This is a genomic window from Pseudomonas sp. R3-56 (assembly GCF_051132075.1).
Taxonomy (GTDB): Bacteria; Pseudomonadota; Gammaproteobacteria; order Pseudomonadales; family Pseudomonadaceae; genus Aquipseudomonas.
Genome location: NZ_CP071657.1, coordinates 2,101,883 through 2,124,941 on the forward strand (window position 1 = coordinate 2,101,883; position 23,059 = coordinate 2,124,941).

At 62.3% G+C, this 23,059-nt stretch carries 21 protein-coding genes and 1 other RNA gene; 8 read left to right on the forward strand and 14 right to left on the reverse strand.

Annotated features, from left to right (window positions below; translation table 11 throughout):
- Positions 1 to 107 precede the first annotated feature (107 nt).
- The 3 genes from ligA (at position 108) to ffs (ending at position 4,219) form a co-directional block, all read left to right on the forward strand.
- Complete coding sequence (gene ligA / locus J3P96_RS09595) at positions 108 to 2,465, forward strand: NAD-dependent DNA ligase LigA (protein ID WP_434656680.1); 2,358 nt, start codon at positions 108 to 110, stop codon at positions 2,463 to 2,465.
- Between the two features lie 227 nt (positions 2,466 to 2,692).
- The gene (locus tag J3P96_RS09600; RefSeq protein ID WP_434656683.1) at positions 2,693 to 3,853 is read left to right on the forward strand and encodes a zinc-binding metallopeptidase family protein; all 1,161 of its coding nucleotides are present in this window, start codon (positions 2,693 to 2,695) and stop codon (positions 3,851 to 3,853) included.
- A gap of 269 nt (positions 3,854 to 4,122) precedes the next feature.
- An RNA gene (gene ffs, locus J3P96_RS09605) (signal recognition particle sRNA small type) lies at positions 4,123 to 4,219 on the forward strand.
- Between the two features lie 182 nt (positions 4,220 to 4,401).
- Here ffs and J3P96_RS09610 read toward each other — a convergent pair.
- A complete protein-coding gene (locus J3P96_RS09610) occupies positions 4,402 to 4,716 on the reverse strand; it encodes a helix-turn-helix domain-containing protein (RefSeq protein WP_434572969.1) in 315 nt (104 codons plus the stop codon).
- A gap of 336 nt (positions 4,717 to 5,052) precedes the next feature.
- Here J3P96_RS09610 and J3P96_RS09615 point away from each other — a divergent pair, with 336 nt between their 5' ends.
- Positions 5,053 to 6,789: a putative bifunctional diguanylate cyclase/phosphodiesterase gene (locus tag J3P96_RS09615; RefSeq protein WP_434656685.1), complete on the forward strand. Its 1,737-nt coding sequence runs from the start codon at positions 5,053 to 5,055 to the stop codon at positions 6,787 to 6,789.
- On the opposite strand, the gene J3P96_RS09620 is transcribed toward J3P96_RS09615, so the two are convergent.
- Positions 6,747 to 7,508, reverse strand: coding sequence for a substrate-binding periplasmic protein (locus tag J3P96_RS09620; RefSeq protein WP_434656686.1), 762 nt, complete (start codon positions 7,506 to 7,508; stop codon positions 6,747 to 6,749). The genes J3P96_RS09615 and J3P96_RS09620 overlap by 43 nt on opposite strands.
- A gap of 142 nt (positions 7,509 to 7,650) precedes the next feature.
- On the opposite strand from J3P96_RS09620, the gene dnaX reads away from it, so the two are divergent.
- From dnaX to recR, 4 genes are all read left to right on the forward strand, one after another.
- Complete coding sequence (gene dnaX, locus J3P96_RS09625) at positions 7,651 to 9,732, forward strand: DNA polymerase III subunit gamma/tau (protein WP_434656689.1); 2,082 nt, start codon at positions 7,651 to 7,653, stop codon at positions 9,730 to 9,732.
- Positions 9,733 to 9,794: 62 nt separating this feature from the next.
- Complete coding sequence (locus J3P96_RS09630) at positions 9,795 to 10,133, forward strand: YbaB/EbfC family nucleoid-associated protein (protein ID WP_003183512.1); 339 nt, start codon at positions 9,795 to 9,797, stop codon at positions 10,131 to 10,133.
- Positions 10,134 to 10,402: 269 nt separating this feature from the next.
- Positions 10,403 to 11,431: an NADP-dependent oxidoreductase gene (locus J3P96_RS09635; RefSeq protein ID WP_434656691.1), complete on the forward strand. Its 1,029-nt coding sequence runs from the start codon at positions 10,403 to 10,405 to the stop codon at positions 11,429 to 11,431.
- A 66-nt stretch (positions 11,432 to 11,497) separates the two neighbouring features.
- The gene (gene recR, locus J3P96_RS09640; RefSeq protein ID WP_305499942.1) at positions 11,498 to 12,100 is read left to right on the forward strand and encodes a recombination mediator RecR; all 603 of its coding nucleotides are present in this window, start codon (positions 11,498 to 11,500) and stop codon (positions 12,098 to 12,100) included.
- Between the two features lie 132 nt (positions 12,101 to 12,232).
- On the opposite strand, the gene J3P96_RS09645 is transcribed toward recR, so the two are convergent.
- The 12 genes from J3P96_RS09645 to J3P96_RS09700 all read right to left on the reverse strand — a co-directional run bounded on the left by J3P96_RS09645 (position 12,233) and on the right by J3P96_RS09700 (position 23,059).
- Complete coding sequence (locus J3P96_RS09645; RefSeq protein WP_434656694.1) at positions 12,233 to 12,781, reverse strand: adenine phosphoribosyltransferase; 549 nt, start codon at positions 12,779 to 12,781, stop codon at positions 12,233 to 12,235.
- 76 nt (positions 12,782 to 12,857) lie between these two features.
- Positions 12,858 to 13,592, reverse strand: a complete 735-nt coding sequence (fnr, locus tag J3P96_RS09650; protein WP_305499946.1) for a fumarate/nitrate reduction transcriptional regulator Fnr — start codon at positions 13,590 to 13,592, stop codon at positions 12,858 to 12,860.
- A gap of 95 nt (positions 13,593 to 13,687) precedes the next feature.
- Positions 13,688 to 15,070: an oxygen-independent coproporphyrinogen III oxidase gene (hemN, locus tag J3P96_RS09655; RefSeq protein ID WP_434656697.1), complete on the reverse strand. Its 1,383-nt coding sequence runs from the start codon at positions 15,068 to 15,070 to the stop codon at positions 13,688 to 13,690.
- Between the two features lie 281 nt (positions 15,071 to 15,351).
- Positions 15,352 to 16,035 carry a sulfite exporter TauE/SafE family protein gene (locus J3P96_RS09660; RefSeq protein WP_434656700.1) on the reverse strand — a complete coding sequence of 228 codons (684 nt, stop codon included), beginning with the start codon at positions 16,033 to 16,035 and terminating at the stop codon, positions 15,352 to 15,354.
- Entirely contained in the window at positions 16,028 to 16,246 is a 219-nt protein-coding gene (gene ccoS / locus J3P96_RS09665) for a cbb3-type cytochrome oxidase assembly protein CcoS (protein ID WP_434572984.1), read from the reverse strand. Before ccoS ends, J3P96_RS09660 begins: the two co-directional genes overlap by 8 nt.
- Positions 16,247 to 16,270: 24 nt before the next feature.
- Positions 16,271 to 18,721, reverse strand: coding sequence for a heavy metal translocating P-type ATPase (locus J3P96_RS09670; protein WP_434656702.1), 2,451 nt, complete (start codon positions 18,719 to 18,721; stop codon positions 16,271 to 16,273).
- A gap of 162 nt (positions 18,722 to 18,883) precedes the next feature.
- Positions 18,884 to 19,423 (reverse strand): FixH family protein, encoded by a 540-nt coding sequence (locus J3P96_RS09675; protein WP_434572987.1) that lies wholly within the window; start codon positions 19,421 to 19,423, stop codon positions 18,884 to 18,886.
- An 11-nt stretch (positions 19,424 to 19,434) separates the two neighbouring features.
- On the reverse strand, positions 19,435 to 20,850 hold the full coding sequence (ccoG, locus tag J3P96_RS09680) for a cytochrome c oxidase accessory protein CcoG (RefSeq protein WP_434601329.1): 1,416 nt from the start codon (positions 20,848 to 20,850) through the stop codon (positions 19,435 to 19,437).
- Between the two features lie 229 nt (positions 20,851 to 21,079).
- Positions 21,080 to 21,490 carry a type II toxin-antitoxin system VapC family toxin gene (locus tag J3P96_RS09685; RefSeq protein ID WP_434656704.1) on the reverse strand — a complete coding sequence of 137 codons (411 nt, stop codon included), beginning with the start codon at positions 21,488 to 21,490 and terminating at the stop codon, positions 21,080 to 21,082.
- A complete protein-coding gene (locus tag J3P96_RS09690; RefSeq protein WP_434631250.1) occupies positions 21,491 to 21,745 on the reverse strand; it encodes a type II toxin-antitoxin system Phd/YefM family antitoxin in 255 nt (84 codons plus the stop codon). It lies immediately after the preceding gene.
- A 148-nt stretch (positions 21,746 to 21,893) separates the two neighbouring features.
- Positions 21,894 to 22,877 (reverse strand): cytochrome-c oxidase, cbb3-type subunit III, encoded by a 984-nt coding sequence (gene ccoP / locus J3P96_RS09695; protein ID WP_434656706.1) that lies wholly within the window; start codon positions 22,875 to 22,877, stop codon positions 21,894 to 21,896.
- Entirely contained in the window at positions 22,874 to 23,059 is a 186-nt protein-coding gene (locus tag J3P96_RS09700; RefSeq protein ID WP_003175465.1) for a CcoQ/FixQ family Cbb3-type cytochrome c oxidase assembly chaperone, read from the reverse strand. The genes ccoP and J3P96_RS09700 overlap by 4 nt, the downstream gene beginning before the upstream one ends.

A 23,059-nucleotide genomic window follows, 5' to 3' on the forward strand; every position in this document is an offset into this window, starting at 1 on the left:
AGCTTGCTGTGGCGAGGGAGCTTGCTCCCGCTGGAGGGCGAAGCCCTCCCAGAAAGTCTTGAAAAATGAGCAGCCCAGGCTGCTCTTTTGCTTTATGAGAGAACACCATGAACGCCGTCGAAACCCGCATCCTGGAGCTGCGCTCCGAGCTGGACCAGCATAACTATCGCTACCACGTCCTTGACGAACCCACCATCCCGGACGCCGAGTACGATCGCCTGTTCCACGAACTCAAGGCCCTGGAAGAGCAGCATCCGGAGCTGGTGACCAGCGATTCCCCGACCCAGCGGGTCGGCAGCGTGGCGCTGTCGGCGTTCAGCCAGGTGCGTCATGAAATCCCGATGCTCAGCCTGGGCAATGCCTTCGATGAAAACACCATGCGTGAGTTCGACCGCCGGGTGACGGAAGGTCTGGACTTGCCCACGGGCGATTTGCTCGGCGCTGGCGCGGCGGTGGAGTACAGCTGCGAACCGAAACTCGATGGTCTGGCCGTCAGCCTGCTGTATCAGGACGGCATGCTGGTGCGCGGCGCGACGCGCGGTGACGGAACCACGGGCGAGGACATCAGTGTCAACGTGCGCACCGTGCGCAATATTCCTCTCAAGCTGCAGGGCAGCGGCTGGCCACCGGTGTTGGAAGTGCGTGGCGAGGTGTACATGTCCAAGGCCGGTTTCGAGCGTCTCAACGCTACGCAACTGGAGGTGGGCGGCAAGACCTTCGCCAACCCGCGCAACGCCGCGGCGGGCAGCTTGCGCCAGCTGGATTCGAGGATCACCGCCAACCGCCCCCTGGAGTTCTGCTGCTATGGTATCGGCCAGGTGACCTCGGACATCGCCGATACCCACATCGGCAACCTCAAGCAGCTCAAGGCCTGGGGCATGCCCGTCAGCCGCGAGCTGAAGCTGGCCCACGGCATCGACGAATGCCTGGACTACTATCGCGACATCGGTGAGCGGCGCAATTCGCTGCCCTACGAAATCGACGGCGTGGTGTTCAAGGTCAACAACATCGCTTCGCAGCGCGAGCTGGGTTTTCGGGCACGGGAGCCGCGCTGGGCCATCGCGCATAAATTCCCCGCCAGCGAAGAACTCACCGAGTTGCTGGACGTGGAGTTCCAGGTGGGCCGCACCGGCGCCGTCACCCCCGTGGCGCGGCTCAAGCCGGTCAAGGTGGCTGGCGTGACCGTGGCCAACGCCACGCTGCACAACATGGACGAAGTGGCGCGGCTGGGCTTGATGATCGGCGATACGGTGATCATTCGCCGCGCCGGCGACGTCATTCCGCAGGTGGTGCAGGTCGTCACCGAGCGTCGTCCGGACAACGCCCGGGCGGTGCAGGTGCCTGAGCAGTGTCCGGTCTGCGGTTCCCATGTCGAGCGCACGCAACTGATCAAACGCAGCAAGGGCCGCGAAACCGTCAGCGAAGGCGCGGTGTACCGCTGCGTCGGTCGGCTGGCCTGCGGCGCGCAGCTCAAGCAGGCGATCATCCACTTTGTCTCGCGCCGGGCGATGGACATCGAAGGCCTGGGTGAAAAAAGCGTCGAGCAGTTGGTGGATGAAGGCCTGGTGGGCTCGCCAGCCGATCTCTACGCGCTGACGTTCGAGCAAGTGGTCGATCTGGAAGGTTTCGCCGAGTTGTCGAGCAGGAACCTGCTGGCGGCTATCGTCGATAGCAAGAAGCCGAGCCTGGCGCGCTTCATCTATGCCCTCGGCATTCCGGACGTGGGCGAGGAAACCGCCAAGGTCCTGGCCCGCTCCCTCGGTTCGCTGGAGCGCGTGCAGGCGGCCTTGCCCCAAGTGCTGACGTACTTGCCGGATGTCGGCCTGGAAGTCGCTCATGAGATCCACAGCTTTTTTGAGGATCCGCACAATCGCCAGGTCATCAAGGATTTGCTGCGTCATGGCCTGGAGATTCAGGACCAGGGCGAACTCGGCGCCGAGTTTTCCGCCAGCACCGCCCTGGGCGGCTTCCTCGACAAGCTGCACATCCCTTCGGTCGGACCGGGCGGGGCGCAAAAACTGGCGGACAAATTCGGCTCCCTCGAAGCGGTCATGAATGCCGACTGGCTGGACATGCGCCAGGCATTGCCGGAAAAGCAGGCCAACGCCGTGCGGGAGTACTTCGCCAGCGCCGCCAGCCGCGAGCTGGCCGTGGCCGCAGAGCAGCAACTGCGGGATTTCGGCATGCACTGGCAGAGCGAGAAAAAAGTCGTCGAGGGTTTGCCTGAAGCGGGGCATACCTGGGTGCTGACCGGCTCGCTGGAATTGATGAGTCGCGACGTCGCCAAGGACAAGCTGGAAAGCCTCGGCGCCAAGGTGGCCGGTTCCGTGTCGGCAAAGACCCATTGCGTGGTGGCCGGGCCGGGCGCCGGTTCGAAGTTGGCCAAGGCCAATGAGCTGGGGCTCAAGGTGCTCGACGAACAAGCCTTCGTCGATTTCTTGAAGGGGCATGGCATCACAGTGTGAGTGGGCAGCCCGCTCTTGCGGCGAGGGAGCTTGCTCCCGCTGGGTGGCGCAGCCGCCCCAACCGGAACGACGCACCCTCCAGGTGGAGCGCATCAGCCGGTTTACGACGGCTGCGCCGCCGAGCGGGAGCAAGCTCCCTCGCCACGGGTTGTGGTCCATGGCCAGAACGTGGGAACGATCATGCACGCAGGGTGATCTAGTCTTGCAGGCTCCAGGGAGAGATCGCCATGTACCGCTTCTTCGAACAACTGAGCTCACGCATCGCTGCGCCGTTCCTGGGCGACCGATCACGCAACAGCAAGATCTGGCCGTGTCGCTGCGGCCAGTCATTGTTCTTTCGCAACAGCCAATGCCTGGCCTGCCTGGCGGCGCTGGGCTATCAGCCGGAGCGGAGCCGCCTGTCGTCCCTGCAACCCGGCGCGCAACCGGATACCTGGACCTTGGATGTCGATCCGCAGGCGGGACTGTTCCGTCGCTGCGCCAATCTCGATACCCCGGCGTCGTGTAACTGGCTGCTGCCTGCCAACGGGCAAGACACGCTGTGCATCGCTTGCAGCCTGAACCGCACGATTCCCGACCTGTCGGTCCCGGAAAATCCCGAGCGCTGGCGCAAGGTCGAAACCGCCAAGCGTCGACTGGTAGCGCAACTGATCACCCTCGGTTTGCCGGTCATTCCGAAGGCCGTCGACGAGAATATTGGCCTGGCCTTCGATTTCATCGGCGTCGACCTCGACGGCAAACCGCCGACGACCGGGCACGCCAGTGGACTCATCACCCTCGATATCAAAGAGGCCGACGATGCCCACCGCGAACACGTGCGTCAGCAGATGCGCGAGCCGTACCGCACCTTGCTCGGACACTTTCGCCATGAGGTGGGTCATTACTATTGGGATCGCCTGATTGCCGACAGCCATTGGCTGGAACCCTTCCGCGAGCTGTTCGGCGATGAGCGCGCCAGCTATTCCGAAGCCCTGGAGCGGCACTACCAGCAAGGCGCGCCGGTGGACTGGCAGTCCCGTTACGTCAGCGCCTACGCCACCATGCATCCGTGGGAGGACTGGGCCGAAACCTGGGCTCATTACCTGCACATGATGGACGCGGTGGATACGGCGCTGGGCTTTGGCATGAGCGCGCGGGAAATGGATTTCGACTACCAGCCATTTCCCCCCGAAACCCTGTTCGACCCCGAGCACACCGGCGGCGCGGCGTTCCTGTCATTCGTCAACGCCTGGATCGAACTGGCCGGCATGCTCAACGAACTCTCGCGCAGCATGGGCCAGCCGGATTTCTACCCGTTCGTCGTGCCGGCGGCGGTGATCACCAAGCTGCATTTCATCCATCTGGTGATTCAGGAGGAGGGTGGCCGGGCGGATGAGGTGCTGTTGTAGTCTGTGGAAGGAGGCTGCCCCTATCTCGAATGTACCGACGCCTTCGCGAGCAGGCTCGCTCCCACCTTTGGATACCTTATCTGTTCTGTGGGAGCGAGCCTGCTCGCGAAAGCGTCCGGCCGGCCTGCATCCGGGTTGATGTGTGCCGATCAGCCGAAGCAAGTGCTTGAGCTTAATCAGTTTTTAATCCCGCACGAACGGTTGTAACTTCTTGTCAGACAGGTACAATGGCGCGGCTCGCCGTCAGGCGGGCGTCGTTATGGTGACCCCATCGGTCCCCCCGCAACGATTACCCGTGAACCTGGTCAGATCCGGAAGGAAGCAGCCACAGCGGGAACATTGTGTGCCGGGGTGTGGCTGGTGGGGTTGCCTCCATAACGCCTCAGGCCTTCGTTCGCAAGGTTTGCCGAATACTACCTAGCCTTTTTGTTGATCCATATAGATCGTCGCGGTCGGCTGTCCCACGCTTTGGTCTGCTCGACGATCGAATGAAAAAAGGAGCCGATCCGTCGAAAAACGACAGGTTGGGCTCCTTTTTCATATCCACCTCAAGACTTGGCCAACGCCTGCTCAACCGCGGCAATCAGCTTCCCGAGATCCTTCGAAGTGGCTTTGTGAATGACATTGAACAGGTATGCCCGCTGTTCATCTTCCTCGCCCATGTCGGCGAAAAAAGCCTTGGGCTGTACGTCCAGCGCGTTGGCCAGCAGGAACAAGGCTTCGACGCTGGGAGTGTAGGTGCCGGTCTCGAAGCGGCTGATGGTTTTGGGGTCAAAACCGGTCTTTTCGCCAAGTTCAGCCTGAGTGAGCCCCGCTACTTTGCGGTAGCGTCTGATGGCCGAGCCCAGACTTGAAATTTGCATCGCTTAATTCCCATTCAGAATCAAGAACTTAACGATAGATTTTCGCATTAGGCAACCGCGCGTTCCATCACCTTGCTTTGCAAAATGTGATGCGTTTCGTAGAATCAGCCTTTGGCATGGGGATTTGGTGACCTGCTTCAGAAGCCGGGTGTGCGAAAAGACCGGGGCTCGCGCTTCTTTGCAGCGACACAAGGCGGGGCCTGGAGCATGCAGGTCGCACCGCCAGCGTCCGTGCTCCAGCTTTCTCAAGGTATTTGAGCCTAGTTGATTTTCGCCCGTCCGGGGGCGGTGCAACCGCGCGCGACAAACGAGCCTGACTCATGGATGACTGCTTCGATGGATAAGAAGTACCGCAGGGCTGTTGACGCCGCCGCGATCTTTTCCGAAACCGATTTGAGCGGGCGCATCACCTACGTCAACGATCAATTCTGCGCCCTGTTTGGCTACCGACGCGATGAGCTGCTGGGATCCAACCACCGGTTGCTCAACTCGGGGCAGCACCCCAGCGAATTTTTCAGTGCGATGTGGCGCACCATCGCCCTGGGTAATGTCTGGAAAGGTGAAATCTGCAATCGGTCCAAGGACGGCACGCTGCATTGGGTCGATACCACCCTGGTACCGGTAGCCGACGAAACGAGCGGGCATATCGAGCGCTACCTGGCGATTCGCTTCGATGTCAGCGAAAAGCGCCGGTTGTTGCACTCGTTGCAATGGCGTGTCGGGCACGACGTGCTGACCGGGTTGCCCAATCGCACCTACCTGTCCGAGCTGCTGGACCAGGCCCTGGACTTTTCGCGGGGGGAAAGTCTGCCCCTGGCGGTGTGCATGCTCGATCTGGATGGCTTCAAGGCCGTCAACGACGGTTATGGCCATGCCAGCGGTGACCGGCTGCTGGTGGAAGTCGCCCGGCGGCTGCGCAGCATTGTGCGCGGCGAGGATGTGGTGGCGCGCCTGGCTGGCGACGAGTTCGTACTGGTGCTGCGTCATGTGCTTGGAATGGACGAGCTGCATGCCGCATTGAACCGGGTACTGATTGCGGTTTCCATGCCCTATGCGATCGACGGCAAGAGTATCAACGTCTTCGCCAGCATTGGTGTCACGTTGTCGCCATGGGATAACGAAGACGCCGATACGTTGCTGCGCCACGCCGATCAAGCGATGTATGTCGCCAAGCAGAGCGGCCGCAATCGTTTTCATCTGTTTGATGTATCCCGGGACAAGGAAGTGCGGGCCACTTACCAGATTGTCGATCGGGTGCGGCAGGCACTCGCCGGCGATGAGCTGCGGCTGCATTTCCAGCCCAAGGTCAATATGCGCAACGGCGCGGTAGTCGGTCTCGAAGCCTTGTTGCGCTGGAAGCATCCGCAACGAGGCCTGGTGCCGCCGCGCGAATTCCTGCCACTGGTAGAAGAGACCGACCTGATTGTCGAGATCGGCGAATGGGTCATGGGCCAGGTCCTGACGCTGCTTCAGCAATGGCAGCAGGCGGGGCAGGGCTGGCCGGTGAGCATCAATATTTCGGCGCGGCATTTCCAGCGGGCGGATTTCGTCGAGCGGCTGCAACGCATGCTGGAACGGCATCCGACGGTGCCGCCGCGGATGCTCGATCTGCAGATCGTCGAGTCGGTCGCCGTGGAAAATCTGGCCCATGTCAGTGCCTGCCTCCAAGCGTGCCAGGCCTTGGGCGTAGGGTTTTCACTGGGCGGTTTCGGTACGGGTTATTGCTCGCTCAATGACCTCAAGCACTTGCGCACCCAAACCATCAAGATCGACAAGACGTTCGTGCGCGACATCCTCGATGACCGGGACGACCTGGCATTGACCGAGGCGGTAATCGGCCTGGCCCGGGCGTTCGGCCGGCAAGTGGTCGCGGAAGGCCTGGACAGTCTCGAACATGGGCAATTGTTGCTGCGCCTGGGCTGCGAAGTGGCCCAAGGTTACTTCATCGCCCGGCCCATGCCGGCCGACGAGATACCGGGCTGGGTAAGGGACTTCATCTCGCCGCCGCAGTGGCAGGCCCACCCGGGCAGTCAAGGGGAGGCGCCCTGCGACCCTTCGTTGCGGCCGGTATAAAGCTGGATGATCGCGTCGATTTCCCCGGACATTTTCATTTTTAACAAGGTGCGCAGAATGCGTTGCGCCGGAATGTCCGGGTCATTGCGCACATAACAGCTCAGTTGCTGTTCCTGGAGGACGGCAACCTCATGCAGTTGCCGGTCGGCGCCATGCCGTTGATTGAACCAGTCCAGTGCCCATTGATTGCTGACGGCATAGCGATAGCGGCCGGCCAGCAGTTTCGCCAGCACCTGGTCCTGGCTGCGCGCGTCGTCACGACGCAGATGGCCGCTGTCGAACAAGGGTTGCAGCGTCGGGTAGCGATAGCTGAGCACTGTGCCGATGGACTGCTGGGCGAGTGTTGCCGGTGTCACTCGGGCGGGGGCGTTGGCCGAGCCAACGAGTACATCGCGCTGAAAGAACAGCGGGACGCTCCAAAGGTAATCGCCCCCTTTATCCTTCACCCAGTCGGGCGAGACGTAACATCGCATGTCTATTTCGCCGTGTTCCATGGCGCTGTCCAATCGCCCGCGAGCAAGGACATGAAACTGTGCCGGTATGCCGACCTGAGTTGCCAGGCTGGTCATGACGTCCGGAAGAATGCCCTGGGTCGGACGGCCCCGTTCGATCTGTACCATGGGCATGGCCCAGCCATCGGTAATGGCGAAGCGCAGGGGCCCTTCGGCGGCGAAACATCCTGTACCCAGCAACAGCAAAGCCCCCATGGCTGAGCGCATAAACTCTCCTGACTGTGCAAAACCGCGTCGACAACCGAGCCCCAACTCAAGCTTAGTCAGATTAGACGAGCACACCGGATGCAATTTCGGCCCTGCTCCGCTAGCATTAGCCGCTTATGTTCCTTCGTTGCGACGGTTTTCGATGAGTTATCAGGTTCTTGCACGTAAATGGCGTCCGCGCTCGTTCCGCGAAATGGTCGGCCAGACCCATGTGCTCAAGGCTCTGATCAATGCCTTGGACAGCCGGCGGCTGCACCATGCCTACCTGTTTACCGGCACCCGTGGCGTGGGCAAGACGACCATTGCGCGGATCATTGCCAAGTGCCTGAACTGTGAAACCGGTATCACCTCGACGCCCTGCGGCGAATGTTCGGTCTGCCGGGAAATCGACGAAGGTCGGTTCGTCGACCTGATCGAGATCGACGCCGCCAGCCGCACCAAGGTCGAAGACACCCGCGAGCTGCTCGACAACGTGCAATACGCCCCGAGCCGAGGGCGCTTCAAGGTCTACCTGATCGACGAAGTGCACATGCTTTCCAGCCATTCCTTCAATGCGCTGCTCAAGACCCTCGAAGAGCCGCCGCCCTACGTCAAATTCATCCTGGCCACCACCGACCCGCAGAAACTTCCGGCAACGATTCTGTCGCGCTGCCTGCAGTTCTCGCTGAAGAACATGACGCCGGAACGGGTGGTCGAGCACCTGACGCACGTCCTGGGCGTCGAGAACGTACCCTTCGAGGACGACGCGCTCTGGCTGCTGGGCCGCGCTGCCGATGGTTCGATGCGCGACGCCATGAGCCTGACCGACCAGGCGATCGCCTTTGGTGAGGGCAAGGTCATGGCTGCCGATGTGCGCGCCATGCTCGGTACCCTCGATCACGGCCAGGTCTATGACGTGTTGCACGCGCTGATAGAAGGTGACGCAAAGGCACTGCTTGAAGCGGTGCGTCACCTGGCCGAGCAGGGGCCGGACTGGAATGGCGTGCTCTCGGAAATTCTCAACGTACTGCACCGTGTCGCCATCGCCCAGGCCTTGCCCGAGGGGGTCGATAATGGTCACGGGGACCGCGATCGCGTACTGGCATTGGCCCAGGCGCTGCCGGCCGAAGACGTGCAGTTCTATTACCAGATGGGCCTGATCGGTCGACGCGACCTGCCGTTGGCCCCGGATCCGCGCGGCGGCTTCGAAATGGTCCTGCTGCGCATGCTCGCGTTCCGGCCGGCCGATACGCCGGACGCGCCGAGACAAGCGCTAAAGCCAGTGGGGATCAGCCAGGCCACAGCTGATTCCGCCAAGCCAGTGGCTGCCACGCCCGTTGTTGCGTCGGCAGCGGCTTCTGCCCCGGCAGCGGTGGCGCCCATAGCCGAGCCGACAGCTGTCGTCGCTACACCCGAGCCGGTCATCGAGGCGCAGCCTGAGCCGGCTGTCGAGGCGCCATCCGAGCCGGTCGCCGAAGCTATTATCGACCTGCCCTGGAATGACCCGGTCGAGCCGGAGATCGTCCAGCAACCTGCCGTGGAACCGGTGCTGGAAACCGTCGCCGAGCAGCCTGAGCTGCCGCCAATGCCGATGCCCACGCCTGACAGCGTGGTGCCCGATGCACCCGAGTGGGTGGCCGCGCCGATGCCTGAGCCGACGGTGGCTGACGTTGCTGTCGCCACGCCGGGCATCGACCTGGACGATGAGCCACCGTTGGATGAGGACTACATCGAGCCGGACATGGACTCGGCCTACAGTTACCTGGACGACCTGGCCAGCGAGCACGCCGCCGAGCCGGCGCCGGAGCCCGAGCCGGAACCGGCGGCAATGCCGGCCACCGGGCTGGCGCTGCAATGGCTGGAGTTGTTCCCGAAACTGCAGATCAGTGGCATGACCGGCAGCATCGCCGCCAACTGCACCTTGATTTCGGTGGACGGCGACCATTGGCTGCTGCACCTGGATCCGGCCCACAGCGCGCTGTTCAACGCGACCCAGCAACGTCGCCTGAACGATGCGCTGAACCAATATCACCAGCGCACCCTGACGTTGACCATCGAGCTGATCAAGCCCGAGCAGGAAACCCCGGCCCAGGCCGCATCCCGCCGGCGTGCCGACCGCCAGCGCGAAGCCGAGGAGTCGATCCACAACGATCCGTTCATCCAGCAGATGATGCAACAGTTCGGCGCCGTGGTCCGTCACGATACTATCGAACCTGTCGAGGCCCCGGTTACCCAGGGCTCATAATTGAAAGCGCCGGCCTGAACGCCGGGCGCTGTGTTTATCCACGTACTTTCGAGGTGATTCCCATGATGAAAGGTGGCATGGCCGGCCTGATGAAGCAGGCGCAGCAGATGCAGGAAAAAATGGCCAAGATGCAGGAAGAGCTGGCCAACGCCGAAGTCACCGGCAAGTCCGGCGGCGACATGGTGACCGTGGTCATGACCGGTCGCCACGACATCAAGCGCGTCAGCATCGACCCGAGCGTGGTCGAGGGCTTGAGCGAAGACGACAAGGAAATGCTCGAGGCCCTGTTTGCCGCCGCCGTCAATGACGCGGTGCGCAAGATCGAAGCCAACAGCCAGGACAAAATGTCCGGCATGACCGCCGGCATGCAACTGCCGCCGGGCATGAAGCTGCCGTTCTGATTCGCCATCCCGCTCGGGATGGGCTACATACAATGCCAGGCATCGCGCCTGGCATTTTTGTTTGTGGCCCGGATGTTTTGCGTGAATACCAGGCCGCCTTCGCAAGCAGGCTCGCTCCCACATGGATAGGTGGTTGCGATCAAAATGTGGGAGCGAGCCTGCTCGCGAAGGCCACACTGCGGACCAACTGAACAAACATCGAACGCCGCCCCCTCGGCAATGGTCTGCTCCCTATACGTGTCCACTCACCGAACAAGGAGACCGCCTCCATGTCATCGATTTCCAATCAGCGCATCGTCCTGGCCTCGCGCCCCCAAGGTGCGCCAACCCCGGAAAACTTTCGTCTTGAAGACGTGACGCTGCCGGACCTGGCGGACGGGCAGATCCTGCTAAAGACGCTGTACCTTTCGCTCGATCCCTACATGCGTGGGCGTATGAGTGACGCGCCTTCCTACGCAGCGCCAGTGCAAATCGACGAAGTGATGACCGGTGGCGCCGTCAGTCGTGTGGAGCGCTCGATGCACCCGAAATTCCAGGAAGGTGATCTGGTGGTCGGCGCTACGGGCTGGCAGAGCCACTGCATCAGCGATGGCCGCAACGTCATCCCCATCCCGTCCGGATTACCCAGCCCCTCGATGGCACTCGGAGTACTGGGCATGCCGGGCATGACCGCCTACATGGGACTGATGGACATCGGCCAACCCAAGGCAGGCGAGACCCTGGTGGTCGCGGCGGCATCGGGCGCCGTGGGCTCGGTGGTCGGCCAAGTGGCGAAGATCAAGGGGCTGCGAGTGGTGGGCGTGGCCGGTGGCAGTGAAAAATGCAAATACGTGGTCGACGAGTTGGGATTTGACGCCTGCGTCGATCACAAGAGTGCGAACTTCGCCGACGAACTGGCCCGGGCCTGCGACCAGGGCATCGACATCTATTACGAAAACGTCGGCGGCAAGGTCTTCGACGCGGTGGTGCCGCTGCTCAACGCCAAGGCACGCATCCCTCTTTGCGGCTTGATCGCGTCCTACAACGAACATCAGCCGCCAAGCGGTCCGGATCGCTTGCCGCAACTGCAACGCACGTTGCTGACCAAACGCGTGCGGATCCAGGGCTTCATCGTGTTCGACGACTACGGCGACCGCCAGCCGGAGTTCATCAGCGCGATGGCGCCGTGGGTGCGCGATGGCAAGGTCAAGTTCCGCGAAGATGTGGTGGATGGCCTGGAGAACGCGCCGCAGGCTTTCATCGGGCTGCTGGAAGGGCGCAACTTCGGCAAATTGGTGATACGCGTGTCGAAGGATTGAGTATTTGACGCTAAACGGAGGCGCGGGTATAAACCGCGTCTCGTTGTTATGTCGGACGTTTCCTCCATGAGCTTCAGCCCTTTGATCCGCCAACTGATCGATGCCCTGCGAACCTTGCCGGGTGTGGGTCAGAAAACTGCCCAGCGCATGGCGTTGCAATTGCTTGAGCGTGATCGCAGCGGCGGGTCGCGCCTGGCCCAAGCCCTGAGCCAGGCCATGGAAGGGGTAGGGCATTGCCGCTTATGCCGCACCCTCACCGAAGACGACCTCTGCCCGCAATGTGCCGACCCGCGCCGGGACGACAGCCTGCTCTGCGTGGTGGAGGGGCCGATGGATGTCTACGCGGTGGAGCAGACCGGTTTCCGTGGCCGCTACTTTGTACTCAAGGGCCACTTGTCGCCGCTTGACGGCCTGGGGCCGGAGGCCATCGGCATTCCACAGTTAATGGCACGCATCGAAGAAGCGGGCACGTTCACCGAAGTCATCCTCGCGACGAACCCGACGGTGGAAGGCGAAGCTACCGCCCATTACATCGCTCAGTTGCTGGGCAACAAGGGCCTGGTTGCCTCCCGCATCGCCCATGGCGTGCCATTGGGTGGCGAGCTGGAGCTGGTGGATGGCGGGACGCTGGCGCATTCGTTTGCCGGACGCAAGCCGATCGCTCTGTAAACAGCCACACATACCCCTGTGGGAGCGAGCCTGCTCGCGAAAGCGGTGGATCAGTCAAAAAATCATGTACTGACACAGCGCCTTCGCGAGCAGGCTCGCTCCCACAAGGGATAGATGTTTTGTTGGCGGGAATTATCTCTCGCTAAGCGAAAACCGGGTCAGGCAGAACGTCGGTATTCCCATGTCCTCCAGCCGCCGGGAACCGAGCAATTCCGGCAAGTCGATGATCGCGGCGGCTTCATGGACCGTGGCGCCCATGCGGCGGATCAGGTTGGCGGCGGCAATCAGCGTGCCGCCAGTGGCGATCAGGTCATCGAACATCACCACCGAATCGCCCTCGCACAGGCTATCGGCGTGGACCTCCATGAAAGCCTCGCCGTACTCGGTCTGGTAACCCTCGGCCAGCACGTCGGCCGGCAATTCACCTTGCTTGCGGAACAGCACCAGCGGTTTGTTCAACTGATAGGCCAGGATCGAGCCGATCAGGAAGCCGCGCGCGTCCATCGCGCCGATGTGCGTGAAGCTGGCCTCGACGTAGCGATGGGCGAAGCTGTCCATGACCAGCCGCAGCGCGGTGGGGGACTGGAACAGTGGGGTGATGTCGCGAAAGATCACGCCTGGCTTGGGGAAGTCGATTACCGGGCGGATCAGGGATTTGATGTCGAAGGAGTCGAAGACCATCGTCGAGGTGTCCTTGCTGGCTGCAAACGCGGCAGTATAGCGCGGCGGCAGCAAAAGCCTCAGCCGCGCAGGCGCATCAGCCTTCGACCGAGCCGCCGGCCAGGGCGCACAGCTGGATGGGGTCAAGGATATGGATTTCCTTGCCCTCGGCGGCGATCAGTTTGCTCTGCTGGAAACGGGTAAACACGCGGGACACGGTTTCCACCGCCAGGCCCAGGTAGTTGCCGATCTCGTTGCGCGACATGCTCAGGCGAAACTGATTGGCCGAAAAACCACGGGCGCGGAAACGCGCCGAGAGGTTGACCAGGAAGGTCGCGATGCGCTCGTCGGCGGTTTTCTTCGAGAGCAGCAGCATCATCTGTTGGTCGTCGCGGATCTCCCGGCTCATCACGCGCATCAGTTGACGACGCAGTTGCGGCAGTTGCAAGGCCAGTTCGTCCAGGTGATCAAACGGAATCTCGCATACCGAGGTCGTCTCAAGCGCCTGGGCCGAGACCGGATGGGTCTCGGTGTCCATGCCCGACAGGCCGACCAGCTCGCTGGGCAAGTGGAAACCGGTGAGTTGTTCTTCGCCACCGTCGCTCAGGTTGAAGGTCTTCAAGGCGCCCGAGCGCACGGCGTAGACCGAATCGAAGGCATCGCCCTGGCGGAACAGGAACTCGCCTTTTTTTAACGGACGGCCTCGTTTGACGATGTCGTCCAGCGCGTCCATGTCCTCCAGATTCAACGAAAGTGGCAGGCACAGAGGGGCCAGGCTGCAGTCCTTGCAATGGGCCTGGTTATGAGCGCGCGATTTGACTGGCTCGGACATTTCTTAAAATCCTTGTGGGAAAACACACATAAGCCGTAAGGGTAACTCAGCACGCAAACACCGGCCAGTGTGGCATTGCCGTCAAATTGTCGCGCTCAGATGACGCGGGAGAAACGCTGCCGATTCTGCTGCTGCAGATACGCGTCGAATACCATGCAAACCGAACGCACCAACAGACGTCCGGCAGGGAGTACCTTGATGTGCGTAGCCGTCAGTTCAACCAGCCCGTCGTCGTTCATCGTCTGTAGTTGCGGCCATATAGAGCCGAAATACCCCCGGAAATCGATATTGAAGACTTGCTCGATCTCGGCGAATACCAGGCTGAAATGGCAAATCAGTTGTTGGATCACCGCGCGTCGCAGCCTGTCGTCGGCATTGCACACAATGCCCCGGCTGGTTGCCAATTGCCCGTCGGCGAGGGCGTTCTGGTATTGGTTCAGGTCACTGCTGTTCTGGCAGTACAAATCGCCGATCTGGCTGATGGCCGAGACCCCGAGGCCGATCAGGTCGCAATGACCGTGGGTGGTGTAGCCCTGGAAATTGCGCTGCAAGGTCGCTTCCTCCTGGGCGATCGCCAGTTCGTCATCGGGCAGGGCGAAGTGGTCCATGCCGATGTAGCGATAACCGGCGGCGGTCAGCTGTTCAATAGTGCCTTGTAACATGGCCAGTTTCTGCACAGGATTCGGCAGGTCCTGGCTGTTGATGCGCCGCTGCGGCATGAAGCGCTCCGGCAGGTGGGCGTAGTTGAACACCGAGAGACGGTCCGGTTGCAGGCTGATCACTTCCTCGACGGTGCGGGCGAAGTTTTCCGGGGTCTGCTTGGGCAAGCCATAGATCAGGTCGATGTTGATCGAGCGAAACTGCAGGGTCCGGGCGGCTTCGACCACCGCACGGGTTTCGTCCAGGCTTTGCAGGCGGTTGACGGCACGCTGCACGGTAGGGTCAAGGTCCTGCAGGCCGATGCTGACCCGGTTGAAACCCAATTCCCGGAGCAGACCCATGGTCGACCAATCCGCCTCCCGCGGGTCGATCTCGATGCCGTAGTCACCGCAGTCATCGTCCATCAGGTTGAAACTCTCACGCAGCCTGGCCATCAACTGGCGCAGCTCGTCGTGACTGAGGAAGGTTGGCGTGCCACCGCCCAGGTGCAACTGTTCCACGCGCTGGGCCGGGTCCAGGTGGCAGCCGATCAGCTGAATTTCCTGCTCCAGGCGTTGCAGGTAGGCATGGGCGCGGCCGCGGTCCTTGGTGATGACCTTGTTGCAGGCGCAGTAGTAGCAAATGTTCGCGCAAAACGGTACGTGCACATAAAGCGACAAAGGCCTGCGGGCTTTGCGGCTGTCGCGCAGGGCATGGAGCAGGTCGAACGTGCCCACCTGGCCGGCGAACTGGGCCGCGGTCGGGTACGAGGTATAGCGCGGTCCCGCCAGGTCGTAGCGGCGGATCAGGTCTGAGTCCCAACGAATGGCGTCGAGCATGCGGGCGTTCCCCGGTTAGGCTGGCATGCTTGAAGTCTATGAGGCGAAGGGAAGGGGCGTGTTGATTTGCGTCAACGGGGCATGGGGTAGTCAGTGATCATGCCAGCCCAGGCAACTCAAAACCCGTGGCGAGGGAGCTTGCTCCCGCTCGGCTGCGCAGCAGACGCAATATCAGCAAATGCGTTCTGCCTGAAGATTGTTGGGGCCTGCTTCGCAGGCCAGCGGGAGCAAGCTCCCTCGCCACAGGGTTGCCGGGCATTCCTCATTGTCTGTGAGCTCGGTCAATGCCCCATGAGCCAATGCTGATGCGGCCCCGGCAATGTCCAGATGCCGAAGACAATCACCAGCAACCCCCCGGCCATGCGCACGCTGCGTTTGCGCAGCAGTGCCGTGACGCGCTCTGCCGCGAGGCCGGTGGCGAGCAGGACCGGCCAGGTGCCCAGGCCGAAGGCGAGCATCAGCAGTGCACTGTCCAGCGCGTTACCCTGGCTGGCGGACCACAGCAGGGTGCTGTAGACCAGTCCGCAGGGCAGCCAGCCCCACAGCGCGCCGAGCAGCAGGGCCCGGGGCAGGCTCGACACCGGCAGCAGGCGGTTGGCGATGGGTTGGATATGCCGCCACAAACCACGGCCCAGGCTTTCGATACGGGTCAGGCCGCTCCACCAGCCCGCCAGGTAAAGTCCCATGACGATCATCAGTAAACCGGCCAGCACGCGCAGGATCTTCGCCGCCGGGCTGTTCGCCACGGCCCAGCCGGCCAGGCCGATCAGCAGGCCGGCCGCGGCGTAGCTGACGATGCGTCCCAGGTTGTACGCGAGCAATAGTCGCAAGCGGCGGCTGCGTTGTTCCTTGGGAATCGCCAGGGTCAGGGCGCCCATCAGCCCGCCGCACATGCCCAGGCAATGCCCGCCACCGAGCAGGCCGAGGATGACGGCGGAAACCAGCATTGGCGCGAGGTCAAGCATGGGGCGGCGCCTTGTCGTCCGGCTTGTGGTCCGCGCTGCTGGCTTCCTCGACGGCCGCCTTGTGGTTCGGGTCCTGGTCGTCGAACAGGATGCTATGGGCCGGACCGTCGAGGTCATCGTATTGGCCGCTGTCCACGGCCCAGAAGAAAATGTAGACGGCGACGGCCACGATCAACAGTGCGGCCGGGATCATCACGTAGAGAGCTGGCATCTCGGAACTCCATGCCCGCGCGGCTCAGGCCGGCAGCGGACGGGTATCGGGCGTGGTTTCGCCAACCTGCGCTTGCGGTTGGCGGGTCAGCCGCAAGGCATTCAGCACCACGGTCAACGAACTGATGGACATGCCGATCGCGGCCCACACCGGCGTGATCCAGCCGAGGGCGGCAAACGGCAACATGAGGCCATTGTACAGCCCTGCCCAGAGCAGGTTCTCTATGATCACGCGGCGGGTACGCCGGGCCAGGCTGAACGCATGAATCAGGGCATCGAGGCGGTTGGACAGCAGCACTGCGTCGGCGCTGGTCTTGGCAAGGTCGGTGGCCGAACCCATGGCGACACTGATGTCCGCCGCCGCCAGCACCGGCACGTCATTCACGCCATCACCGAGCATCAGCACCTTGCGACCCTGCTGGTGCAACTGCTGGAGCACGGCCAGCTTGTCGTCCGGACGCAAGCCGCCGCGGGCCTCGTCGATGCCCAGCTCGGCGGCGACACTGGCCACCATCGGCGAGCTGTCGCCGGAGAGCAATAGCGTACGCCAGCCCCGCGCCTTGCAGGCGGCGAGCAGCGCCGGCGCATCAGCGCGCAGGCGGTCATCGAGGACGAACCAGGCCAGTGGCCCGATGTCGTCGCCCAGCAACAGCCATTGTCCGGGTTCGTCCGGCATCGGCGGTACGGCCGAGCCGCTCAGTTCGCAGACAAAACCGGGCTGGCCGATGCGCAGGCGTTGTTCGGCGACCAGGCCTTCGAGTCCCAGCCCTGGGCTGCTTTGTACCTGCTCGGCGGCCAATGGTGCGCGACCAAAAGCTCGGGCGATGGGGTGTTCCGAACGGTTTTCCAGGGCCGCGGCCAAGCCCAGGCACTGATCACCGTCGAGGGCGGCCAACGGCCGGATGGCGCGTAACGCCAGGCGGCCTTCGGTGAGGGTGCCGGTCTTGTCGAAAATCACCGTGTCGATCTGGTTAAGGCCTTCCAGCACATGACCACGCGTCAGCAGCAGGCCGAGTTTGTGCAGGGTTCCGGTGGCAGCTGTCAGAGCGGTTGGTGTCGCCAGGGACAGCGCGCAAGGACAGGTCGCGACCAGCATCGCCAGGACTATCCAGAACGCACGCGAAGCATCCAGCTGCCACCACAACAGGCCGATGGCCGCCGCTGCGACCAGGGAGAACAGCAGGAACCATTGGGCGGCGCGGTCGGCGATTTCCGCCAGTCGTGGCTTTTCGGCCTGGGCCCGTTCCAGCAGGCGCACGATGGCCGATAACCGCGTGTCCTGTCCCAACGCCCGTACCTCGACCGTCAGGGCGCCTTCGACGTTGAGCGTGCCTGCCGTTACCGCGTCGCCTGCCTGGTGCGGTTGCGGCAGGTATTCGCCGGTCAGCAGCGATTCGTCGACGCTGGACTGGCCGTCGAGAATCGTGCCATCGGCGGGCAGGATCGCTCCGGGTTGGACCAGCACCCGGTCACCGGTGCGCAGTTCGCTGAGCAGGATGCGTTCGCTCTGGCCGCGCTCGTCCAGGCGCAGGCACGACGCTGGCAGCAGGTTGACCAGTTGGGCGGTGGCCGCAGCAGTGCGCTCCCGGGCCCGGCGTTCCAGGTAGCGGCCGGCGAGCAGGAACAGGGCGAACATGCCGACCGCATCGAAGTACAGCTCGCCCACCCCGGTGATGGAGGTCCAGATCCCGGCGATATAGGCGCTGCCGATGGCCAAGGACACCGAAACGTCCATGGTCAGGTGGCGGGTGCGCAAATCTCGCAGCGCACCTTTGAAGAAGGGCGCGCAACTGTAGAACACGATAGGCGTGGTGAGAAACAGTGCGACCCAGCGCAGGATGGTGTGCATCTCCGGGCTCAGGTCGATGTTGAATTCGGGCCAGGTGGCCATGGTCGCCATCATCGCCTGGAACCACAGCAGCCCGGCCACGCCCAACTGACGCAGGGCCAGGCGGTTTTGCGCGGCGAGCTGCTCGCTGGCCTGATCGGCCTGGTACGGGTGCGCGGCATAACCGATCTGGCGCAGTTCGGCGAGCAGCGTGCTCAGCGGCAGTTGCGCGTCGGCCCAGCGTACGTGCAGGCGGTGGTTCGACAGGTTCAACCGCGCCTCGGCCACGGCCGGCAGGCTGCGCAATTGCTTTTCGATCAGCCAGCCGCAGGCGGCGCAACTGATGCCTTCCATCAGCAGGGTGGTTTCGGCCAGCTCGCCTTCATGGCGGACGAACGATTGCTGCACGTCGGGGCGATCGTATAACGCCAGTTCGTCGGTCAATTGAACGGGCAGGGTTTGTGGGTTGGCCGACGCTTCGCTGCGGTGTTGGTAATAATGCTCAAGGCCGCCGGCAACGATCGCTTCGGCCACCGCCTGGCAACCGGGGCAACACAGCTCGCGGGTCTCACCGAGGACAACGGCGGTGAAGCGACTGCCGGGAGGTACGGGCAGGGCGCAGTGGTAGCAGGGCTGTGGAGTGGTCATGTTGTCGCGTGAAAACCTTTTTGTGGCGAGGGAGCTTGCTCCCGCTCGGCTGCGAAGCAGTCGCAGTCTGAGTACAACAATACGCCTGAGGAATGCTGGATTAAAAAACGGGGCCGCTTTGCGGCCCAGCGGGAGCAAGCTCCCTCGCCACACAACAGCGGTCTACTTTTTCAGGTCTTCAGCGCCTTGCAGCGGCTCGTCGCCAAGCTGGATGTCCTGGCCGTGGGTGATCTGTTCTTCTTCGAACAAGCGCCAGGTCCGATCGTGTTCCACACCCAGCAATTCGACAAAACGCCGACCTTCGATCTTGTCCGCCAACTGACCGACGTAGCGTCCTGGTTCGCTGTCGTTGCGGGTCAACACGATCTTGCGGTCTTTCTCCGGCTGCGTTGGGGAGATCAGGCTCAGCTCCACGGTCTGGGGCCGGCTGTTGCCGTTCAGGCGCAGGCTCACTTCACCGGTGAGGTCGTCCAATTGCACGTTTGCATGCAACTGCAGGGTCTGGGCCAGCAGTTCGCGTTCCAGCGAGCGATTGATGCCCTTGCCGGCTTCGTAATAGTTGTCATTGACCAGGTTGTCCGGGTTCTTCACCGCGATGGTCACCATGGTCAGGCTCAGCGTCACCGAGCAAGCGAGGATCCCGATGATGATCCACGGCCAGAGGTGCTTGTACCAAGGGCTGGTGGCGGTTGCTGCAGGCATGTGCATTTCTCTCAACGAGTCTGTGGGCCGATGAACCGGCTCTTGGCTTCAACATGGACGCTGTCGTCATCGGCATCCTTGAGGATGAAGGTCACCTCATTGGTGCTGGACGGCAATTGTTCCGGTGCGCTGGACAGCTCTACCGGCTGGCTGTAGATATCACCGGCCGCGACCTTGATCTCCCGTTTACCCTGCAGCTTCAGATCAGGCAAACCGGTGGCTTCCAGCACGTAGGTATGGTCACGCTGGTCCTTGTTCATGATCTTCAGGCTGTAGACGTTCTCGATCCGGCCTTCGGCGTTCTCGCGGTACAGCACGCGGTCCTTGCTGACGTCGAAACCCACCAGCGAGCGCATGAAGAACGCGGTCACCAACAGGCTGATCATGGCCAGCAGCACCAGGGCATAACCGATCAGGCGCGGACGCAGTTTATGGGTTTTCTGCCCCGAGAGGTTGTGTTCCGTGGTGTAGCTGATCAGGCCGCGGGGATAATCCATCTTGTCCATGATGTTGTCGCAGGCATCAATGCAGGCTGCGCAGCCGATGCATTCGATCTGCAGGCCGTCGCGGATGTCGATGCCGGTAGGGCAGACCTGGACGCACATGGTGCAATCGATGCAGTCCCCCAGGCCCAGCGCCTTGTAGTCGATGCCTTTCTTGCGCGGGCCCCGGGCTTCGCCGCGACGCGGGTCGTAGGAGACGATCAGGGTGTCCTTGTCGAACATCACGCTCTGGAAGCGGGCGTACGGGCACATGTAGATGCACACTTGCTCACGCAGCCAGCCGGCGTTGCCATAGGTGGCGAGGGTGAAGAAACCGACCCAGAAATACGACCAGCCATCGGCCTGGCCGGTGAAGAACTCGAAGACCAGCTCACGGATCGGGGTGAAGTAGCCAACGAAGGTCATGCCGGTGACAAAACCGATCAGCAGCCACAGGCTGTGCTTGGCGAACTTGCGTAGGAATTTGTTGGCGCTCATGGGCGTTTTGTCGAGCTTGATGCGCTGGTTGCGGTCGCCTTCGGTGACCTTTTCGCACCACATGAAAATCCACGTCCATACGCTTTGTGGACAGGTATAGCCGCACCAGACCCGACCGGCGTAGACGGTAATGAAAAACAGGCCGAAGGCCGCGATGATCAGCAGCCCCGAGAGCAGGATGAAGTCCTGGGGCCAGAAGGTCGCGCCAAAAATAAAGAATTTGCGTTCCGGCAGGTTCCACCAGACGGCCTGATGACCGCCCCAGTTCAGCCAGACGGTACCGAAATACAGCAGGAACAGAACCGCGCCGCCGACCATGCGCAGGTTGCGAAACAGGCCAGTGAAGGCGCGGGTGTAGATTTTTTCCCGAGAGGCATAGAGGTCGACGCTTTTGTTGGCGTCCTTGGCAGGCGGGGTAACGTCATGTACCGGAATCTGGTTGCTCATCAATTGCATCCCACGGCAGTGGAAAAATGCCGAGGCCAGTACGTGCCGACCGCGGTCAGAAAGGGTGTTGCAATGGCGCAATGATACGCCTGTCGCTCTGGCTCAAGGCTGCGACCTTTGGTCGCGTTGGGCGTCGGCGCCGAATGGTGTAGCGGATGTAACAAGTCATGACGCAGATCAATTGACTATAGCCATGTCATGGTTTCCGGCGCGCGCATCTGTTGCTTGGCTAGCTAACCCATGGATTGATCAGCGCCACGCCGCTGCTTCTGAAATCCGCCACGTTGCGGGTCACCACGGTCAGCCCATGGACCAGCGCCGTGGCGGCGATCAGCGCATCGCACTCATTGCTGCGGTCCGGGACATGCAGGCGGGCGCAACGCAGGGCCACGGCGCGGTCGACCGCGAGGATCCTGCCGGCAAACGCGGGCATGACGTGGTTATCCAGCCATGCACGCAAACGGCTGCCTTGCGCCGGGTCCTTGCGCTCAAAGCGCAAGACCCCGGTTTCCAGTTCCAATACGGTGATGGCCGAAACATACAGGCTGGGAGCGGGGACACTGCGCGCCCAGGCTTGTACGTTTTTATCGGCTTGTGGCTTGCGCAGCTCCGAGATGACGTTGGTATCGAGTAGGAACATTCAGGACAGGTCCACCGAGCGGGGCGTGATGACGGCGCGCTCGGGATCGAAGTCGATATCCGGCGCATCGGGCATGACCAGCAACTCGACGATGCTGGTGCCAGCGCCGGTCAGTTTCTGGTACTCCTCAATGCTTAGCAGCACATGGGCCGGCTTGCCACGGTCGGTGATGATGACCGGGCCTTCTCGGGTAGCTTTTTTGGCACCGCTTGTGTCGTGGTTGAACTCGCGGCTGGAAATGGTGGTGATGGACACGGCGGCGTCCCCCATTGAGTGTGAATGTAGGCACGTTACTACCGGCGCCGGATGCAAGCAAGGGCGAACAGGTGCAGCACGTTTCCCAGTGGACAAAAAAGGCCCCGCCAATGTGATTGGCGGGGCCTTTGTGTATCAGCTACTAGCCTTACTGAGCGTCAGCAGCCGGAGCCTTTTCGCCGTGGGACAGGCTGTAGACATAGGCAGCCAACAGGTGGACCTTGTCGTTGCCCTGCAGATCGGCCTGGGCCGGCATCTGGCCTTGGCGACCGTAGCGGATGGTCTGCTGCAACTGAGCGAAGCTCGAACCGTAGATGAAACCGGCCGGGTGCGTCAGGTCGGGTGCGCCCATGGCGGGCGTGCCTTTGCCGGCGGGGCCGTGGCAGGCCACGCAGTTGGCGGCGAACAGCTTCTGGCCGTTGGCCGGATCGGCCTTGGCGCCTTCCGGCAGTTTGCGGCTGTGCAGGCCGGTTACCAAATAGGCAGCCACGTCGGCGACGCCTTGTTCGCCAACCACGGCAGCCCAGCCCGGCATGACGGCATGACGACCGCCCATGATGGTGGTCTTGATGGTCTCCGGCTCGCCACCCCAGCGCCAGTCGGCGTCGGTCAGGTTAGGGAAGCCGTAGGCGCCCTTGGCGTCGGAGCCGTGGCAGACCGAGCAGTTGGAGGCAAACAGGCGGCCACCCATCTTCAGGGCCTGCGGGTCCTTGGCGACTTCCTCAATCGGCATGGAGGCAAACTTGGCGAAGATCGGACCGAACCTGGCATCCGAGTGGGCCATTTCCTTTTCCCACTCGTGCACGCCGGTCCAGCCGGTCTGGCCGTTGGCGAAGGGGGTCTGCTTTTCAGTGTCCAGGTAGTTATAGCCTGGCAGCAGGCCTTTCCAGTTGCCCAGGCCAGGGTAGAGCGCCAGGTAACCAAGGGCGAACACAATGGTGCCGATGAACAGCATGAACCACCATTTCGGCAGCGGGTTGTCGTACTCCTCGATCCCGTCGAAAGAGTGGCCGACCGTCTCTTCGGTGGCTTCGCTGCGCTGGCCCTTGCGGGTCGACAGCAGCAGCCAGGTCAGGGCGAAGATCGTTCCCAGGCTGAGGACTGTGACATACAGACTCCAGAACGTAGTCATTCTTTGTTACTCCTAGAAGCTTGCTCGACGTGCTTGATGGCTTCGGGATCATCCGCGAACGGCAGCAAGGTCGCGTCTTCGAACTCCGACTTGCGCTTGGGGCTGAACACCCACAGGGCAAGGCCGATAAAGGCCACCATCACAACGACGGTGCCCAGGCCACGAATCATCCCGATATCCAT

Excerpts from the sequence above, each read along its gene's own strand:
- J3P96_RS09675 (WP_434572987.1), bottom strand. The coding sequence starts at position 19,423 with ATGCCTGCAGCAACCGCCACCAGCCCTTGGTACAAGCACCTCTGGCCG.
- J3P96_RS09685 (WP_434656704.1), bottom strand. The coding sequence starts at position 21,490 with ATGTTCCTACTCGATACCAACGTCATCTCGGAGCTGCGCAAGCCACAA.
- J3P96_RS09645 (WP_434656694.1), bottom strand. The coding sequence starts at position 12,781 with ATGGTCTTCGACTCCTTCGACATCAAATCCCTGATCCGCCCGGTAATC.
- J3P96_RS09660 (WP_434656700.1), bottom strand. The coding sequence starts at position 16,035 with ATGCTTGACCTCGCGCCAATGCTGGTTTCCGCCGTCATCCTCGGCCTG.
- J3P96_RS09670 (WP_434656702.1), bottom strand. The coding sequence starts at position 18,721 with ATGACCACTCCACAGCCCTGCTACCACTGCGCCCTGCCCGTACCTCCC.
- ccoS (WP_434572984.1), bottom strand. The coding sequence starts at position 16,246 with ATGCCAGCTCTCTACGTGATGATCCCGGCCGCACTGTTGATCGTGGCC.
- recR (WP_305499942.1), top strand. The coding sequence starts at position 11,498 with ATGAGCTTCAGCCCTTTGATCCGCCAACTGATCGATGCCCTGCGAACC.
- J3P96_RS09615 (WP_434656685.1), top strand. The coding sequence starts at position 5,053 with ATGGATAAGAAGTACCGCAGGGCTGTTGACGCCGCCGCGATCTTTTCC.
- fnr (WP_305499946.1), bottom strand. The coding sequence starts at position 13,592 with ATGTCCGAGCCAGTCAAATCGCGCGCTCATAACCAGGCCCATTGCAAG.
- J3P96_RS09620 (WP_434656686.1), bottom strand. The coding sequence starts at position 7,508 with ATGCGCTCAGCCATGGGGGCTTTGCTGTTGCTGGGTACAGGATGTTTC.
- J3P96_RS09600 (WP_434656683.1), top strand. The coding sequence starts at position 2,693 with ATGTACCGCTTCTTCGAACAACTGAGCTCACGCATCGCTGCGCCGTTC.
- hemN (WP_434656697.1), bottom strand. The coding sequence starts at position 15,070 with ATGCTCGACGCCATTCGTTGGGACTCAGACCTGATCCGCCGCTACGAC.
- ccoG (WP_434601329.1), bottom strand. The coding sequence starts at position 20,850 with ATGAGCAACCAGATTCCGGTACATGACGTTACCCCGCCTGCCAAGGAC.
- dnaX (WP_434656689.1), top strand. The coding sequence starts at position 7,651 with ATGAGTTATCAGGTTCTTGCACGTAAATGGCGTCCGCGCTCGTTCCGC.
- ligA (WP_434656680.1), top strand. The coding sequence starts at position 108 with ATGAACGCCGTCGAAACCCGCATCCTGGAGCTGCGCTCCGAGCTGGAC.
- J3P96_RS09635 (WP_434656691.1), top strand. The coding sequence starts at position 10,403 with ATGTCATCGATTTCCAATCAGCGCATCGTCCTGGCCTCGCGCCCCCAA.
- ccoP (WP_434656706.1), bottom strand. The coding sequence starts at position 22,877 with ATGACTACGTTCTGGAGTCTGTATGTCACAGTCCTCAGCCTGGGAACG.
- J3P96_RS09610 (WP_434572969.1), bottom strand. The coding sequence starts at position 4,716 with ATGCAAATTTCAAGTCTGGGCTCGGCCATCAGACGCTACCGCAAAGTA.
- J3P96_RS09700 (WP_003175465.1), bottom strand. The coding sequence starts at position 23,059 with ATGGATATCGGGATGATTCGTGGCCTGGGCACCGTCGTTGTGATGGTG.
- J3P96_RS09630 (WP_003183512.1), top strand. The coding sequence starts at position 9,795 with ATGATGAAAGGTGGCATGGCCGGCCTGATGAAGCAGGCGCAGCAGATG.